Annotated in this window: 15 protein-coding genes and 1 tRNA gene; 8 read left to right on the forward strand and 8 right to left on the reverse strand. The window is 36.5% G+C overall.

Features of this window, described 5'->3' with window-relative positions:
• Window positions 1-46: 46 nt before the first annotated feature.
• Entirely contained in the window at window positions 47-2,224 is a 2,178-nt protein-coding gene (locus KFE94_04695) for a S9 family peptidase (protein ID UTW67415.1), read from the reverse strand.
• Window positions 2,225-2,407: 183 nt separating this feature from the next.
• Between KFE94_04695 and paaZ the strand changes: the two genes are divergently transcribed.
• From paaZ to KFE94_04725, 6 genes are all read left to right on the forward strand, one after another.
• Window positions 2,408-4,453 (forward strand): phenylacetic acid degradation bifunctional protein PaaZ, encoded by a 2,046-nt coding sequence (paaZ, locus tag KFE94_04700; GenBank protein ID UTW67416.1) that lies wholly within the window; start codon window positions 2,408-2,410, stop codon window positions 4,451-4,453.
• 28 nt (window positions 4,454-4,481) lie between these two features.
• Entirely contained in the window at window positions 4,482-5,255 is a 774-nt protein-coding gene (locus tag KFE94_04705; protein ID UTW67417.1) for an enoyl-CoA hydratase/isomerase family protein, read from the forward strand.
• A 66-nt stretch (window positions 5,256-5,321) separates the two neighbouring features.
• Window positions 5,322-7,025, forward strand: a complete 1,704-nt coding sequence (locus KFE94_04710; protein ID UTW67418.1) for a DUF349 domain-containing protein — start codon at window positions 5,322-5,324, stop codon at window positions 7,023-7,025.
• 21 nt (window positions 7,026-7,046) lie between these two features.
• Window positions 7,047-8,009 carry a DUF3078 domain-containing protein gene (locus KFE94_04715; protein ID UTW67419.1) on the forward strand — a complete coding sequence of 321 codons (963 nt, stop codon included), beginning with the start codon at window positions 7,047-7,049 and terminating at the stop codon, window positions 8,007-8,009.
• 139 nt (window positions 8,010-8,148) lie between these two features.
• Window positions 8,149-10,221 carry a tungsten formylmethanofuran dehydrogenase gene (locus KFE94_04720; protein ID UTW68212.1) on the forward strand — a complete coding sequence of 691 codons (2,073 nt, stop codon included), beginning with the start codon at window positions 8,149-8,151 and terminating at the stop codon, window positions 10,219-10,221.
• Between the two features lie 249 nt (window positions 10,222-10,470).
• On the forward strand, window positions 10,471-11,199 hold the full coding sequence (locus tag KFE94_04725) for a hypothetical protein (protein ID UTW67420.1): 729 nt from the start codon (window positions 10,471-10,473) through the stop codon (window positions 11,197-11,199).
• Window positions 11,200-11,207: 8 nt separating this feature from the next.
• Here KFE94_04725 and KFE94_04730 read toward each other — a convergent pair whose 3' ends face one another.
• The 7 genes from KFE94_04730 to KFE94_04760 all read right to left on the reverse strand — a co-directional run bounded on the left by KFE94_04730 (window position 11,208) and on the right by KFE94_04760 (window position 15,468).
• Window positions 11,208-11,549: a DUF2834 domain-containing protein gene (locus KFE94_04730; protein UTW67421.1), complete on the reverse strand. Its 342-nt coding sequence runs from the start codon at window positions 11,547-11,549 to the stop codon at window positions 11,208-11,210.
• A gap of 72 nt (window positions 11,550-11,621) precedes the next feature.
• Entirely contained in the window at window positions 11,622-12,194 is a 573-nt protein-coding gene (locus KFE94_04735) for a Crp/Fnr family transcriptional regulator (GenBank protein ID UTW67422.1), read from the reverse strand.
• A gap of 19 nt (window positions 12,195-12,213) precedes the next feature.
• Window positions 12,214-12,912: an MBL fold metallo-hydrolase gene (locus KFE94_04740; GenBank protein UTW67423.1), complete on the reverse strand. Its 699-nt coding sequence runs from the start codon at window positions 12,910-12,912 to the stop codon at window positions 12,214-12,216.
• Between the two features lie 61 nt (window positions 12,913-12,973).
• Window positions 12,974-14,095 (reverse strand): hypothetical protein, encoded by a 1,122-nt coding sequence (locus tag KFE94_04745; protein UTW67424.1) that lies wholly within the window; start codon window positions 14,093-14,095, stop codon window positions 12,974-12,976.
• A 134-nt stretch (window positions 14,096-14,229) separates the two neighbouring features.
• Window positions 14,230-14,865, reverse strand: coding sequence for a hypothetical protein (locus KFE94_04750; protein ID UTW67425.1), 636 nt, complete (start codon window positions 14,863-14,865; stop codon window positions 14,230-14,232).
• A gap of 240 nt (window positions 14,866-15,105) precedes the next feature.
• On the reverse strand, window positions 15,106-15,357 hold the full coding sequence (locus KFE94_04755) for a GIY-YIG nuclease family protein (protein UTW67426.1): 252 nt from the start codon (window positions 15,355-15,357) through the stop codon (window positions 15,106-15,108).
• A 38-nt stretch (window positions 15,358-15,395) separates the two neighbouring features.
• A tRNA-Met gene (locus KFE94_04760) sits at window positions 15,396-15,468 on the reverse strand.
• Window positions 15,469-15,556: 88 nt separating this feature from the next.
• On the opposite strand from KFE94_04760, the gene era reads away from it, so the two are divergent.
• Window positions 15,557-16,435 carry a GTPase Era gene (era, locus tag KFE94_04765; GenBank protein UTW67427.1) on the forward strand — a complete coding sequence of 293 codons (879 nt, stop codon included), beginning with the start codon at window positions 15,557-15,559 and terminating at the stop codon, window positions 16,433-16,435.
• Window positions 16,436-16,446: 11 nt separating this feature from the next.
• Window positions 16,447-17,751, forward strand: coding sequence for a ribosome biogenesis GTPase Der (gene der, locus KFE94_04770; protein ID UTW67428.1), 1,305 nt, complete (start codon window positions 16,447-16,449; stop codon window positions 17,749-17,751).
• Window positions 17,752-17,757: the final 6 nt, after the last annotated feature.

Raw genomic sequence — 17,757 nt, forward strand, 5'->3', positions numbered from 1 at the left:
AAAAGGGCGCTTTCGCGCCCTTTTCTATTAATATTTCATATTTGTTCTACTGCTCAGAATTCGAGTATAGGTCAGTATACCCCATATTGTAGAACATAAATGCCCAATGGTCTGCTTGTTCTTCGATTACTTTAGACATTGGCTTACCTGCACCATGACCTGCATTGGTTTCGATTCTAATCAATACCGGATTTTCTCCTTTATGTGCTTCCTGTAGTCTTGCAGCGAATTTGAACGAGTGCGCAGGCACTACACGGTCATCATGATCAGCTGTTGACACCATAGTACACGGATAAGAAACTCCATCCTTGATATTATGTAATGGTGAATATCCATATAAATACTCAAACATCTCTTTGCTATCTGAACTTGCTCCATATTCCGGAGTCCAGCCCCATCCAATAGTAAACTGGTGATACTTTAACATATCCATTACTCCAACACCTGGGTAAGCTACACGAGCTAAATCCGGACGCTGATCCATCACTGCTCCAATCAAAAGTCCGCCATTTGATCTTCCTTCAATCGCTAGTTTTTCTGATGATGTATAATTTTCCTTTATTAGGTATTCTGCTGCTCCAATGAAATCATCAAAAACATTTTGTTTTTTCATCTTCATCCCGGCCTGGTGCCATTCTTCTCCAAATTCACCGCCACCTCTTAGATTGGCCATCACATATACGCCACCATTTTCTAACAAGATGATTCTTGATGTGCTAAATGAAGGTGTCAACGAAATATTGAAACCTCCATACGCATATAACAACGTTGGATTGTTCCCGTCTTTCTTTAGGTCTTTCTTATGTACAATAAACACAGGAACTTTAGTGCCGTCTTTACTGGTAAACCACTCTTGTTTTTCTACATACTGACTTGGGTCAAAATCAATCGCAGGCTTATAGTACTCTGCAGACTCACCCGTAGTCACATCGTATTCGAATATGGTTGGAGGATATAAGAATGAAGTAAATGAATAGAATAATTTCATTTCATCTTTCTTTCCACCCATATTACTTGCTGAACCAGTTCCAGGAAGTTTAATCTCTGTTTTACCTGATCCATCATACTCCATTACAAAGATTTTCGTAGTCGCATTGATCATATATTGTGCAAACATCTTTCCACCTCCAGTTGCTACCGAAGACAAATAGTTTTCTGACTCAGGAATCACTACTTCCCAATTAGATTTATCTGTATTCGCAGGATCGATAGCCACAACCTGATTTAATGGGGCATCCATATCTGTCCTTACTAAGAACTTACCATTTACATGCTCAATCACATCACTCTTAGAAGTAAATCCGGTAATCAATGGTTTAAACGCTCCGGAAACATCAGAAGCAGGTTTGAAATGAATATCCACATTATCTGTTCCCTGATATACATAAAGTACTAAATACTTTTCATCCTCAGTTACAGATACACCATGATATAAGTTTGGATCTTTTGTATCTCTATACACCAATCTATCTTCAGATTGATCTGTTCCGATTTTATGATAATATACGGTATGATATTTATTCTCTGCGGATAATTCATTTCCTTCAGTTGGCGCTTCGAATCCACTATAAAAGAATCCATCGTTTAACCAACTTGAACCGGAAAACTTCACCCATTTGATCACATCCTTGATATCCTCATTCTTTTCAATATCTCTCACACGAATTTCTCCCCAGTCAGAGCCTGCTTCCGAATATCTGTATGCAATTAACTTATTATCTTTTGATGCGCCAAGTAATCCAATCGTCACGGTTCCTTCCTCACTCATCTTGTTTGGATCCATAAAAACGCTCCATTCTCCAGACTCTCCTTTTCTGAAATAAATCACGCTCTGATCCTGTAACCCATCATTTTTATTCATGAAATAGTAATCTCCAACTTTACGTGGTGCAGACACTTTTTCATAATTAATCAACTTCGTATAACGTTCCTTGATTTTACCTCTAAATGGTATTTGACTTAAATAACCTTCGGTCACCTTATTTTCCTCAATAACCCACTGTTTTGTTTCTTCAGAATTATCATCTTCTAACCATGCATATGGGTCATTAATATCGGTTCCGAAATAATTGGTTATTGAATCCTTTTTTGCTGTTTGGGGATAAGTTACTTTGATTTGCTCCCACTTTGAAGGCTCTTCCATTTTTTTATTGGCCACTTCGGAATTACTGCAACTGGTTCCAATTACACTTAACCCGATAATGCCTAGCATTAATTTATTCATTTTTTAGTCATCTATTAGTTGGAAGCCCAAATGTAATTAATTGGTTATGACTTTCGAATAATTCTTTATAAACGGTAAATCTGAGCGATTTCCAATTCTATATCTCCCTAATTAAAGTTGTTGTCTCTATCATTTTATAATCTTCTCAAATCTGCTACTTTTACCCATTCTATTATTTTAAAGATGAAACTAAAAAATTATATACTCGGTCGATGGATCGAAGGACAAGGTGAAGGACAGGATTTATTCAATGCGGTAACCGGAGATGTTATTGCATCGGCTTCTACCGAAGGAATTTCATTTGAAGAAGTACTGGCTTACGGACGAAACGTAGGGAACAAAAATCTTCGAAAAATGACCTTCCATGAAAGAGGAAGAATGATCAAAGAGTTGGCGCTATACCTTCATTCCAAAAAAGACATTTTTTATGAACTAAGTTGGGCTACCGGAGCCACAAAAATAGATTCGTGGATTGATATTGAGGGAGGAATTGGAAACTTGTTTGCCTACTCTAGTTTAAGAAGGCAATTTCCTGATACACCTTATTGTGTAGACGGGGATAGTATTCCAATGTCAAAAGGAGGCACTTTCTCTGCCACACATATTATGACTCCAAAAACCGGGGTTGCTGTTCATATTAATGCATACAACTTCCCTATTTGGGGAATGCTGGAAAAAATTGCGGTGAATCTATTGGCTGGTGTTCCAGCAGTAGTCAAGCCTGCAACAGTTACGAGTTACCTAACAGAGTTAATGGTTCAGGAAATTCATAAATCTGGAATTCTCCCTGAAGGTGCTTTACAGCTTATTGTAGGTTCTGCAAGAGGAATTGTGGAACATGTAGGCATGCAAGATGTGGTGACATTTACGGGTTCCGCGTTCACAGGCCGTCAACTTAAGTCTCATCCAAACATCATTAACAACTCTGTACCATTTAATCTAGAAGCAGATTCCTTAAACGCATCAGTTCTAGGTGCAGATGCAGTTCCTGGGACTCCTGAATTTGATATTTTCATCAAAGAGGTAAGTAAAGAAATGACTGTTAAAGCAGGTCAAAAATGTACTGCAATCAGACGTATTTTAGTCCCGTCCGAACTTGTAGGTGATGTACAAAATGCATTAAGTGCCAGACTGGCTAAAACAACTATTGGTGATCCAAGAGTTGAAGGAGTGCGTATGGGATCATTAGCCGGATTAGATCAAAGAACAGAAGTCATTGAAAAAGTAAATCAATTAGCGGCTTCCCAGGAAATCGTTTATGGTAGTTTAGATGAACTTGAAGTCACCGGAGCAAATAAGGAAACAGGCGCTTTCATCTCTCCGATCTTAATGTACAACGACAATCCGTTTGAAAAAACTGATGTCCACAGTACTGAAGCATTTGGCCCGGTATCTACTATCATGCCTTATAATTCAATTGAAGAAGCGGTAGAAATTACGCAAATGGGCTTAGGTAGTTTGGTAACGTCTATTACCACTGCAAACGATAAAATCGCCCAGGAATTTGTTTTAGGTGCAGCTCCATATAATGGTCGTATCATGGTCTTAAATAAAGACATGGCTAAAGAAAGCACGGGTCACGGTTCTCCTATGCCAATGTTAACACATGGCGGTCCTGGACGTGCCGGTGGCGGTGAAGAAATGGGTGGTAAACGTGGGGTTTACCATTATATGCAACGTACCGCAATTCAAGGAAGTCCAACTACACTTGGTGCGATTACGCAAGTATATCAACCTGGAGGAAAATATTTAGAGACTCCAGTACATGTGTTCCGCAAACATTTCGAAGAGCTTGAAATTGGAGAAACAGTTCATACGCATAAAAGGACCATTACCGAAGGTGATATCGTAAACTTTGCAAATGTGAGTTGGGACCATTTCTACGCCCATACTGATGTGACTTCATTAGATGGAACTATTTTCGAACAACGTGTCGCTCACGGATACTTTATTCTTTCGGCTGCTGCTGGTTTATTTGTAGATCCAGGAAAAGGACCTGTTCTTTTGAACTATGGTTTAGAGGAATGTCGATTTACCAAGCCTGTATATGCCGGAGCGACTATTGGTGTGAGACTAACCGTAAAGGAAAAAGTTTTACAAGAAAAAAGAGATGATGATGAGTTTAGAAAAGGTATCGTGAAGTTCCTCGTGGATGTTTACGATGAAACGGGAGAAACAGTCGCACTTGCTACTATTCTAACTATGGTAAAAACTTTAGATCAAGATTAAATTAAAAAAGAACATTACAACATTACATATGCATACTAAAAACGACAATGACGGACATGTAGAATTTCATTTAGATAATGGAATTGCAACGATTGAGTTCTATCACCCAATGAGTAATTCATTACCAGGGTATCTTTTGGACGAACTAGCTTCAACCATTAGTAATACAGGACAAAATAGCATGGTCAACGTTATTATTCTTAAATCCAGAGGTGATCGCGCTTTCTGTGGAGGTGCTTCTTTTGAAGAGCTTACCGCAATCGAGGATTTTGACTCCGGAAAAAAATTCTTTTCAGGTTTTGCGAAAGTGATTAACGCCATGCGCACTTGTGGTAAAATCATTATTGGTAGGGTACAAGGTAAAGCCGTTGGTGGAGGTGTTGGTTTAGCTTCATCTGTAGACTATTGCTTCGGAACACAATATTCATCTGTACGTTTAAGTGAATTGGCCATTGGTATTGGTCCATTTGTAGTTGGTCCGGCTGTTGCCAGAAAAGTTGGAGACTCCGCAATGGCTCAAATGTCCATCACACCAGCAGTTTGGCAAAGCGCACGTTGGGCAGAATCTAAAGGTTTATTTGATGAAGTATATGAAACAACCGAAGAAATGGACGAAGCGATTTTGAAGTTTGCTCAAACACTAAACAGTTACAATCCGGAAGCTCTTGCCGAACTTAAAAACATCTTCTGGGAAGGTACAGATCATTGGGAAACATTGTTATACGAACGTGCAGAAATTAGTGGTCGCTTAGTGCTTTCAGACTTCACTAAAAACGCAATAGCGCAGTTCAAATCAAAATAATTCTTAAACTTGCCACGGAATTACCATGTTCAACATATTATTAATTGAATTTAATTCTCCTTCATTATGAAAAAAGAAGAGATCAACACCGCACTGAAAGGACTTATCGATCAGGAAATGTCAAAAGACGTTATTTCACAGGGTAAGCCATTATTAGAAGCATATCAAACAGCAGTTGCCAACCAGGTTCATGAGCAGAAAGAAAAATACGATGCTGAGGAACACGAAGAAGGTGACGAGTTTAAACCAGAACGGGATGAACAGGACGCGCTTTTTGATTCTTTATGGGCTGAGTATTCTAAACTCAAAAAAGAGTTTAGAGAAAAATTAGCACAAGCGGAAAAAGACAATCTTAATATCAAAGAAGGACTATTAAGTAAGATTGAGGCTTTAAAAAGCGAAGAGCATATCAAACAAGCTCATGAAGCTTTTAAAGAGATTGAACAGAAATGGAAAGAAGTGGGCAAAATTCCTCAGGAAAAAATCAAGGAATTAGATGCTGCATATAGTAAAGCACGCGATGAGTTCTTTTACAATATGCACATCTACAGGGAGCTTCTTGAAAATGACTTAAAACGTAATCTTCAGCTTAAGGAAGACATTGTAGCAAAAATGAAAGAAACTTTGGAACTGAAGAGTTTCAAAGACATGGATGCTACTGCACGAAGATTAACCAATGAATGGAACGAGATTGGCCCAACCTACAAAGAAAAGTGGGAAGGAATCAGAGATGAGTTTTGGGATGCACATCATGCCATCTTTAACAAAATCAAAGATTTCTACAAAACTCAAAAAGAGAAACAAAAGGATAATCTTGAAAAGAAACAAGCTCTAGTATCCAAACTAAAAGAGATCAATAATTACAACATTACTTCTGATAAAAGTTGGAAAAAGCATACCAAAATTGTTATCGACTTGCAGAAAGAATGGCGTTCTATTGGTTTTGCTCCCAAGTCTGATAATGAAAGAATCTGGGGGGAATTTAAATCGGCAGCTGATGCTTTCTTTAATGCAAAAAGTGCATTCTATTTAAAGGTTAAAGAAGTTTACGATCAAAATAAAGAGAAGAAGGAAAAACTGGTTGCCAAGGCAGAAAGCCTGGTTGATAGTACAGACCTCAGACAGACTGCTCAGATGTTAACCAATCTTCAAAAAGAATGGAGAACTATTGGAAGTGCGCATCATAGAGATGAGCAAAGACTATGGAAAAAATTCAGAGCTGCCTGTAACTCGTTTTTTGAAAACAAAAAGAATCAACAAAAACAAGATACTGTTGAGCAGAAGGAAAACCTGGAGAAAAAACTTGCATTAATTGAAAAAATTAAATCTGTAGCTCCAGCTGAAAATGAAAAAGATTCGCTTGCTGCTATTGATGAGTTGATCAAAGAATTCAATCAAATTGGTTTCGTTCCGATGAACCAGAAACAAAAAGTTGCGGTAGATTACAAAAATGCGATCCATCAAAAGCTTTCTGAATTTGGTGTTCCGGAGCAAGAACTTTCTGACTATTTGTTTAATGTCAAAATAAACGAATTGTCAGGGGCACAAAACCCAGAGAAAGCTTTGGAAAAAGAAGCTTCACACATTCGTGAAAAAATTAGAAATGTAAAATCTAACATTCTTCAATACGAAAACAATTTGGGTTTCTTTAAACACAGTAAAGGAGCGAATGCGCTTAAAGATGAAGTTGAACAAAAAATATCTCACAATAAACAAGTCCTTGCTAAACTTGAAGCCAAGCTTAAATTAGTATACAAGAATCTAGATTAAACAAACACGCAAATTTTAAACATGAAAAAACTATTACTCTCTTTTGCTATACTATCAATGGCTACTATGGCCTCAGCACAAGACGCTGCTAAACCTGCTGCAGGCGATACAACCGCTGCAGATACCGCTGCCCCTAAATACTGGACTATTGAAGGTGGCGTAGGACTAATGTTAAATCAAGTGGGATTATACCGCTGGCAAGGTGGTGGTGAACCAAGTTTCTCTGCTACACTCTTATATAAAAGTGTATATAACTATAAAAAGGGTAAAATCAGCTGGGACAACTACGTAGATTTAGCTTATGGTTTAATCCAACAAGGTAAGAATGACCTGACCAAATCGGATGATAGGTGGGAAGTTGGGACTAAGTTTGGGCGTCAACTAAACGATAAATGGGACGTCAATGTTTTTGCAACATTACGTTCACAATTTGCAGAGGGCTTCGATCCTGATGATGTTAATCTAAGAATCTCAGATTTAATGGCTCCTGGATATTTATTAACTGGTATTGGTGCTAATTACAAAAAAGGTGATTGGCTTAATGTGAATCTTTCTCCGGTAACTGGTAAAATCACTTTTGTATTGAATGACTCTATTGCTAATTTAGAAGTAGTTGATGATGCAGGTGCAGGAACGGGTAAAGGAAAATACGGTAACGATGTAGGTAAAAATGTGAGAAACGAATTTGGTGCGTATGCCAAAATCAGCATCAAAAAAGAGCTTATTGAAAATGTTACTTTGAGTACTCAAGCAGACTTCTTCTCTGATTATTTACACAATTTTGGTGCTATTGATGTCAACTGGAACCTTACTTTACTTATGAAAGTAAACAAGTATATTTCTTGTACAGTAACCACCAACTTGATCTACGATGAAGACATTTCAATCGTATTAGAAAAGAACAATTTGGGAGAACCAACACACATTGGCCCGGCAGTTCAATTTAAAGAAACAGTTGGCGTAGGTTTTACATATACGTACTAACACTTATATAATATTCGTTGAAAAGCCAGTTTATCAAAATAATAAACTGGCTTTCTTATTTGTACCCAAAGTTTAAAATTATTTTTTACCTTTATAGCCAATTATTATACGGCATTTAATGGGAGTACAAAAAACAGTAATGGAAAAAACCGATCTTTCAATAGATCGTGATACCTTATTGAAGGCGTGGAGACTAATGACTCAGGCACGCGCAATGTCTCATCTTTATGAAGACAAAAAAGAGATTACCGGAAAGTATGTTCATGCAACATCCATGGGGCATGAAGCGGTACAATTGGCTTTAAGTTTACAATTACTACCTCAGGATTATGTTTCACCTTATTATAGAGATGATTCAATTCTGTTAGGAACTGGAGTGACTCCTTATGATTTAATGCTTCAGTTATTAGCGAAAAAGGATGATCCTTTTTCCGGAGGCCGTTTATATTATTCGCATCCATCTTTAAATGATGCGGATAAACCAAAAATTCCTTATCAATCATCTGCTACGGGTATGCAAGCTATTCCTGCAACCGGATTAGCCATGGGAGTTCAGTATCGTGAGAAAGAACATATTGGATATACACCTAAGGATGAAAAAGCCGTTGTGGTATGCTCTATTGGCGATGCTGCAATGACCGAGGGGGAAATTTCGGAAGCTTTGCACATGGCTGCTTTAAAACAGCTACCCATATTATATTTTGTTCAGGACAACGAATGGGACATTTCTGCACACTCTTCTGAAATCAGACTTCAAAACTCTGCTGAATATGCAAAAGGTTTTAAAGGAATTGAAATCATAGAAATAGATGGTGCAGACTTTTTTGAATCATATACTGCTCTTCAAAAAATTATTAAAACAATGCGTGAGGAGCGCAGGCCATTCTTAATTCGTGCGAGTGTACCTTTACTGGCACATCATACATCTGGTGTGAGAAGAGAATGGTATAGAGATGATTTAGATGAAGCTCAGGCAAAAGATCCATATCCTAGGTTCAGACAACAATTGCTTGATCATGGCATGTCTGAAAAAGAATTGGATCAGATTGAATCGGATTCTCAAGCACAGGTTTTAGCTGATTTTGATAAAGCTTTAAAAGCGGAAGATCCAAGTCCTGAAGATTTATTCTTGTATGACTATGCTCCAACTCCTATTACTGAGGAAAAAGGTGAAAGAGCGCCAAAAGGGAAAGAAAAAACTGTAATGGTTGACTCTGCACTTTTTGCTGTACGAGAAATCATGGAGAAACATCCGGAAGCACTACTTTATGGACAGGATGTTGGTGGTCGATTAGGTGGTGTATTTAGAGAGGCTGCAACTTTAGCGCAGACTTTTGGAAACCACCGTGTATTCAATACACCGATTCAGGAAGCCTTTATTATAGGTAGTACTGCAGGAATGTCTATTGCAGGATGTAAACCTATTGTTGAAGTTCAATTTGCAGATTATATCTGGCCTGCTTTAAATCAACTTTTCACAGAATTAAGTAGATCTTATTATTTATCAAATGGTAAATGGCCTATATCTTCTGTTATACGTGTTCCTACCGGAGCTTATGGTTCCGGAGGCCCTTTCCATTCTTCTTCAATGGAAAGTATCGTAACCAATATCAAAGGAATTAAAGTGGTCTATCCATCTACTGGTGCGGACATGAAAGGCTTAATGAAAGCAGCTTTCTACGATCCAAACCCGGTGGTAATCTTCGAACATAAAGGTTTATACTGGAGTAAAGTTAAAGGGACTGAAAAAGCGATGACTATTGAACCGGATGAGAATTACGTGATTCCAATTGGTAAAGGTAGAATTTGCTTAGAAGCGACTGATGAGAATATTCAAAAAGGATATTCTCTAGCAGTAATAACCTATGGCATGGGTGTACACTGGGCTCAGAATGCAGCTAAAAAACTAAAAGGACAAATAGAGGTAGTTGATTTACGTTCATTGGCTCCGTTAGACAAAGACCTAATTGTAGAACGTGTTCAAAAACACAATAAGTGTTTAATTATTACCGAGGAACCGGATGGTCAAACATTTGCCAGAGGTTTAGCTGGTTGGATTCAAGACGTTTGTTTTGAGCAACTGGACGCACCTGTAAAAGTTTTGGCTGCTGCAGATGTACCTGCCATTCCATTAAACTCTGTTTTGGAAGAAACAATGTTACCTAATGCGGACAAAGCATATGATGCGATGAGCGCATTGTTAAACTATTAATATCATTGAAAGCGTCAGAATGAATCATTTTTCTGACGCTTTTTTTTACGCTCTACTCTATCCCCTTTCCTTTATTAGCAATAACAGCTTCCCTATTATCTATTCTCCCGTCCCATTTTCAGGTATTCCATTTTGACTATTTTTTACCCTTTTTAGAAGAATAAGCACCTTTCTCAAACCTTAAAACTCATTCAAATTTGCAAGTAAGAAATCATCACTCGTACACACGAATATTAAAAAGGTTTGATCATGAAACAATGTCTTGCAATACTCATCATCTTATATTCCGGAATATCAATTAAAGGTCAAGAAGCTACTCAGGATTCTTTGAAAATCAATTTAGAAATTGGCTTAATAGGAATTTGGCAAAAAGGAAATCTGGAGCAACTGAGTTTAATGCCAAATGGACAACTTAAACTACGCACCAATAAATGGTATTCTGAAATTTCCTCCAGCTACAATTTTCTAATAATTCAAGGCTACAGCCCCATCAATGATTTTTGGTTCAATGGACTGTATCAACACCAAAACAGCAAAAAGATTTATCCCTATTTTCAAAGTGTAAACGGCTTTGCTAAAACATACCTAATTGATGGCTCATCATTCAACAGCATCGGTTTAGGAATTAACCTCATACCTAACACACCGACAAAATACTTTCAATTTCATCTATCTACTGGGTATTTATACTTCAAATTTTATCATGAATCATCTCATACCGCTTTAGGTTTTGGAACTTTAATCCGTGCTTATTTTCCTATATCCGATCATTTAAATCTTAAGTGGGAACTTGCAGGTTATTATTCCAGTGATGATCACACTTATGGTGGCGGAAATAATAATCTGACATTAGAAATGTTTGTAACTAAAAGAATCTTTGTCACATTAATGCATCAGTTCTACTATCACAATAGAGATATTGATGGCGTTGAAAGATATACATCTATCCTACAATATGGATTGAAGTACAAATTATGATTCAACCTCTATGTATAAGACTGCGATTCATGGACCTTATTCTCCCTAAAAAAGAGAAATAAAGGAAGTCCTCCGGCTATTCCGAATGCAAACGTGTATAACCAAAACAGATACACCCTTTTCATCTTTTTTCTTTTGGCCTCACGATATGACCACATGAGAAATAAGACTACTATAAATAATAAATCAACAACAAATGCGGATGAAATATTATTGGCAAACATTCCCTTAAACGTTTCTAGTGGATTTACATATAGTAAGTAGTTACCCGATTGAATAGACTCCTTCATCACAAAAATATTTGGCAAGATTGTTCCAATAATTGTTAAAGTCAAATATGCTTTTTTCATACTTCTAATTATTAAAAATCAAAAGTATTCTCTCGTACAGGTTAAGTCAATTGACAAACGTCAATAAACAAATTAACGATACATTCGTTTTCTGATTCGGCTCAAAGTCTCAGGAGTAACCCCTAAAAAAGTTGCTAACTGGTATTGAGGGATTCGCTGAATGAGCGGACTCTTATTTTCTAATAGTTTCTGATACCGCTGTTCAGCACTCAGTGTAATAAATGAAGAAACAATTTCCTGATATACGATCAGTTCTTCTTCCATCATTATTCTTGCTAAGAATTCAAACTTTGGAAACAATTCAAGAAGCTTAAAAGCCATTTCAAACGAAACAACAGCCACCTTTGTTTCCTCGATTGCTTCTAAATTATGATTGGAAGCTGTCCTTTTGGTAAAACTTTCATAGGAGCTCACAAACATATTTTCAAAATAGAAAAAAGCTGTTTTCTCTTCAATTCCCACATTATAATAGAGTCTGATCCCTCCTTCCAGAATAAAATAAAACTCATTTGAAACTTCACCTTCGGATAGCAATAACTCTCCCTTTTTGAAGGATCGGACAGGAATATGTTCTCTTATGAATTGCTTTTCTATCTCATCAAGTGAAACATGTTTTTCAAAATAGTCTATTAAGTTCTGGATCATACCTTACCACCTATTTCCTCTAAATATCCAGGATGATCACTTCTCCCTGATCCACCAGTGGATGAATATTTTCTATCTCTCCCCACTTCTTTCTGGCACTTGGAGCCTGAACAGAAGCAAGATGATAGATATAGAACATATCCGCATCAATTTTTATATCCTTTTCCGCAGCATCAAGCAGTAACCAATAAGGAACAAAAGCCCAATCTATATCTTTAATTTCACCAATAGTTTCAGCACTTTCTGTGTCCCCTGATAAGTATATTCTCTTTCCGTGCCAATTGATCGAGTAAGAATAATGTTTGAAGGAAATTCCCCAAAACTTATGCTCTGTTTTAAATGCTTTGATTTCGAAATTAGGAATCGAATTTCCCAAATTTTCTAATTCTTCAATATTCCAGGGGCCATAAGTTTGCCCACCTTTCTCTTTAAGAACCGTTTTTAGACTCTTTTTAGAATAATGATCCGAATGTTTATGCGTGAAAATATAAATCGAATTCTGTTTTAGACTATCCAATTCTGACGCCTCAAACTCCATATATTTATGCGCACCTGACTTATATGGAAAATCAATATAGAGATTTGTTATTCCATCTGTCATATACAACCCACAGTTTCCAATAAATTCAATTTGAATATTTGATGTCTGGGTAATTCCTAAATTCGAAACAAGGTATAGAGTTATTACCCATATGATTTTCGTGAATATATTTTTCATCTTACAAAATTCAATCTAGTATAATCGGTTGCTAAAAGTAGGTTAATATTCTACTTATTCATCATTTACGCACACCATCTTGTTCATGTATTTCTCCAACGTCATACGCAATACTTTGTATTTTTAATCTTAACCATGTCCACTGTTCATTCTCCACCATCCAACTTGCTTCACACTCTACAGGTATTTTAATCCCATTTCTCTTTTCTGTTTTGGTAGCAGTAACAATCCACTCCGTAGGCGCTGTATCCTCTTTATCTTTAAACCGCATCGCTACAAAATTTTTAAACGTTCCATCCTCATCAAAAAAGAACACTCCAGAACCTTTTGTACCATTATAAGTCATTGTTGCTCTTGCAGAATTTTCATCGATCTTCTCCCACTGAATATATGGACTTAATGCAGCTGAAGGAAACCAAACAATTTCAGCTAAAAATCTTTGTAATGATGCTTGATTTATTTTGAAATCATTTTTAACATCAGCCACCGGAATAAAAGATAATAGCCTGATCATCATTTCTCCCCTACCATCTTCAAACTTATCTCTACCAGTAACATTAAGAACCTGATTCATTTGGGTATTCATACTCCAATTAAAAGCTGGACTTTGAATCGTAAAATACTGCTCAGCGCACCCACTATTCCACCCCTCCTGTTCCGGCTTTAACTTCAACTCCAACTTCTGCGTCAAAAACACATTAGAAACCATAGGTTTTCCGACTACACCACTATTTCTCATCCATTTTTGAACTATAGGTGGCAAACTTTCTATATCCCTCGCTTGAACTATTGACTGATTGATAACACCTTCTTTATTCAATAGAACCTTCCGCTCCTCTCTAATTTCATTTTTAAAATTCTGACGCGCATACGCTCCTATTATTACAATTAGGATAATCATATTGGCAATAGAACCAAATTTGGCATCAGACCAATAGGAAATGATTAAACCCTGAGAAAAAATCAAAGCTAAAAACCCACTTATCCACCATGAATCATTTCTAATTAAAATTAAGATTCCTGAAAGCAGAAAGAGTATTGAAGTCAAAAGCCAAAAAATTCCTGATATTCTAGATATAGGTAGGTTAATTGCATTGAATTCAGAAATTCCAAATGCTTTGAAGAATCCAAACAAGTGAATTCCTCCGTGTAAAGCTATTAATATAATGAAGGCTATTCGCATTGTATTACTTGTTGGCTAAAGACAAGTAAAGGTACATCATATTCCCTCCAATAAACATATCAACCAGAGATATAAACCGCAATATTTCCTTTAAACAACTTTAAGAGATTTATTTTTTTACTGAAAGCTATTTATCATGGATACAACTCATTCAATTGTCTTAAATATTCTATATATACTTCAACTGAGGGTTCTGAATTCTCAAATGATTCAAGCAAACTCTTGTTTTCTTCTAATAATTCTTTCAGTCGAGAGGTTGAAAGGACTTTTAATTTATGATCAACCCTAGTATCAATAAAATATATCTTGTTTTTCCCAATTCCACCAGTTCCAGATAGAATTGTACCTCCAACTAATCCTCCACTATTAAACCCCGCTTGTCCTTGAATAACCATAGGCATAGACTCATCAACCACAAAAGCGCAATAGCGACCGATCACTACCAATTTAGCAAATCTATTCTTGGTAGAAAACTCAATATTATACCTCATGTTATAATAAACTTCATTTCCATATGAAATTGCAATCAAGCTATTGATCTTTTTGAAATCTTCACATGAGCTATTTATATCTTTAACTGTCAGCAAATTAATTTGACTATCTTTTAATTGTATAGAATCATATTCACACGGAGTCATCTCCAAAAACTGATCAAAGGTCACAAATATTCCATTCAGAAGTATCTCTTTCTTCACAGGGCTATTTGAGGTCTGTGCAAATAGAGGTATTGAAATAAAAAAAATGTAAAATATTATTACTGATCTTTTCATCTTATATAATTTGAATCTAGTTTTATTTATCACTATAGGCGGATAAATTTATAGTTTTATTCTTTTTTATCTTATTTTTTTTTGCAAACCTGATTTGACACTTCTTCTTAGCTGAGAAAATACTCATTTAATCCATATTACTATAATTAAAAAATAAAAAAGTCCTTAGGCTTCCTAAGGACTTTAATAGTGGCGGAGACAGGACTCGAACCTGCGTCCGTCAGCTGACGGATATGAGCCCTACAATATTTTTGTTCTTATAAAATGTCTACCTCTACTTGACTTTAACTCTTTTTCTCTTTTCATCGCCTTGGACCTGGTTGAAAACTCTTCTTTATATATTACCTCCCATGGGCGATATGTTATTGTCCAACCTTTAGTGGCTAATTCATTATGAGATCGCAAACGACTTTCCAAATCTGATGTATATCCAACATATATCTTGTCGTATTTCTCAGAATATAAAACGTATGTTGTAAAATTAGCTGCCATAAAAAAAGTCCTTAGGAAACACCTAAGGACTTTAATAGTGGCGGGGACAGGACTCGAACCTGCGACCTTTGGGTTATGAGCCCAACGAGCTACCGACTGCTCCACCCCGCGATATGTCTTTGTGATTAAGTAGTGATTTCCGTTTCGGGGGTGCAAATATATACATATTTTTCGTTTCTTTGCAAACTAATTTAAATAAATGCACAAAGCCGGTTTTATTAATATGATTGGGAGCCCAAATGTTGGCAAGTCCACATTGGCTAACCAATTGGTAGGAGATAAGTTATCTATTATTACCTCAAAAGCACAAACGACCAGACATCGTATTTTGGGTATGGTAAATGAAGAAAATTATCAAATGATCTTCTCAGATTTACCTGGAATTGTAGATCCAGCATATCGTCTTCACAAGAGTATGATGAATTTCATTTATCAATCTTTAAGTGATGCTGATATTTTTCTTATTGTAGTTGAAGCGGGCGAAAAAGAGTTTAAAGATCAATCTATACAGAAAAAAATCAACAGCTTAGATATTCCTATTGTTGTTGCATTAAATAAAATTGATACCATTGATCAAGAAGAGCTAGATCGTAAAATTGACTACTGGAAAACACAATTTCCAAAGTCTATGATTGTACCTACTTCTGCATTGCATTCATTTAATATCGAATCACTGAAAACACTTTTATTAGATCTACTTCCGGAATCACCTCCATTTTTCCCTAAAGATCAATTTACCGATAAAAGCGAGCGTTTTATTGTTTCGGAAAAAATTCGAGAACAAATCCTAAAAGTGTACAAAAAAGAAGTTCCATATTCTACCGAGGTTGTTGTTACGGATTTTATTCGAGAGACGAACATTATTAGAATACGTGCTGAAATTATTGTAGAAAGAGATTCCCAAAAAGGAATTTTGATCGGGAAAGGTGGAAGTAAATTAAAGCTTATTGGAACAGATGCCAGATTAGAACTTGAAGAGTTTTTTAACTCAAAAATCTTTTTGGAGGTATTTGTTAAAGTCGATAAGAATTGGCGCGATAACGCGAAGAAACTTAAAAAATACGGTTACGAAAACTAACACTATATTTAATGGCAATTGTAGCAATCATAGGAAGACCTAATGTAGGTAAATCAACATTATTCAATAGATTAGTTGGATCGCGTGATGCGATTGTCAATGAATTTAGTGGAGTAACACGAGATCGTCATTACGGCAAATCAGAGTGGAACGGAAAAGAGTTTACCATTATCGATACGGGTGGCTATGTTACGGGAAGTGATGATGTCTTTGAAAAAGAAATTCGCAACCAGGTTTCACATGCTCTGGATGAAGCCGACATGATCGTTTTTGTAGTGGATACTGCAGACGGACTTACTGATTTGGACAAGGAAGTCGCAAACATTATCCGTCCATATAGTAAAAACATTGTTTTAGCCTCTAACAAAGCGGATAACTCAGAACGAGAAATGATGTCGGCTGAGTTTTATCAATTGGGAATGGGGCAAGTTTTTCCTATTTCTGCCATCAATGGGTCAGGCACAGGTGATTTATTAGACGAGGTCGTTGCAAGACTTCCTGAAGAAACACCAAAAGAGGAAAGCGAATTTCCTAAAATTGCTGTCGTAGGACGTCCAAATGCAGGAAAGTCTTCATTCATCAACCAACTTACGGGACAAGATCGAAATATTGTTACTCCGGTAGCTGGAACCACCAGAGACTCTATTAACACACATTTTAATGCATATGGTTTCGAATTTGACTTTGTAGATACTGCTGGTTTAAGAAAGAAATCAAAAGTTCATGAAGATTTGGAGTTCTACTCTACTCTCCGAACAATTAAATCTATTGAGGAATCGGATGTATGTATCTTGATGATTGACGCTACTGTTGGGTTTAATGTTCAGGATGTTACTATTTTCAGTCTTATTCAACGCAACAAGAAGGGCGTTGTCATCCTAATCAATAAATGGGATTTAGTTGAAAACAAAACAACCAACTCCATAAAAGAGTACGAAGAGACTATTCGCGAGCGTATCGCTCCTTTTGTTGATGTTCCAATGGTATTTGTTTCGGTTAAGGATAAACAGCGTCTATTAAAGGCTTTGGATGTTACACTAAAGGTTTACGAGAATAAAAATCAGAAAATCAAAACTTCTGAATTAAACGAATTCTTCTTACCGCTAATTGACCGATATCCTCCCCCAGCCATAAAAGGTAAATTCATAAAGATCAAATACGTAACCATGTTGCCTAAGCCTTTCCCGGCATTTGCATTCTTTGCAAACTTACCACAGTATATAAAGGATCCTTATAAAAGGTTCCTGGAAAACAAACTTAGAGAACAATACGACTTTACCGGAATTCCTGTGGTTATTTCCATTAAGAAAAAGTAATCGTCA

Source organism: bacterium SCSIO 12643, from assembly GCA_024398135.1.
Taxonomy (GTDB): domain Bacteria; phylum Bacteroidota; class Bacteroidia; order Flavobacteriales_G; family Salibacteraceae; genus CAJXZP01.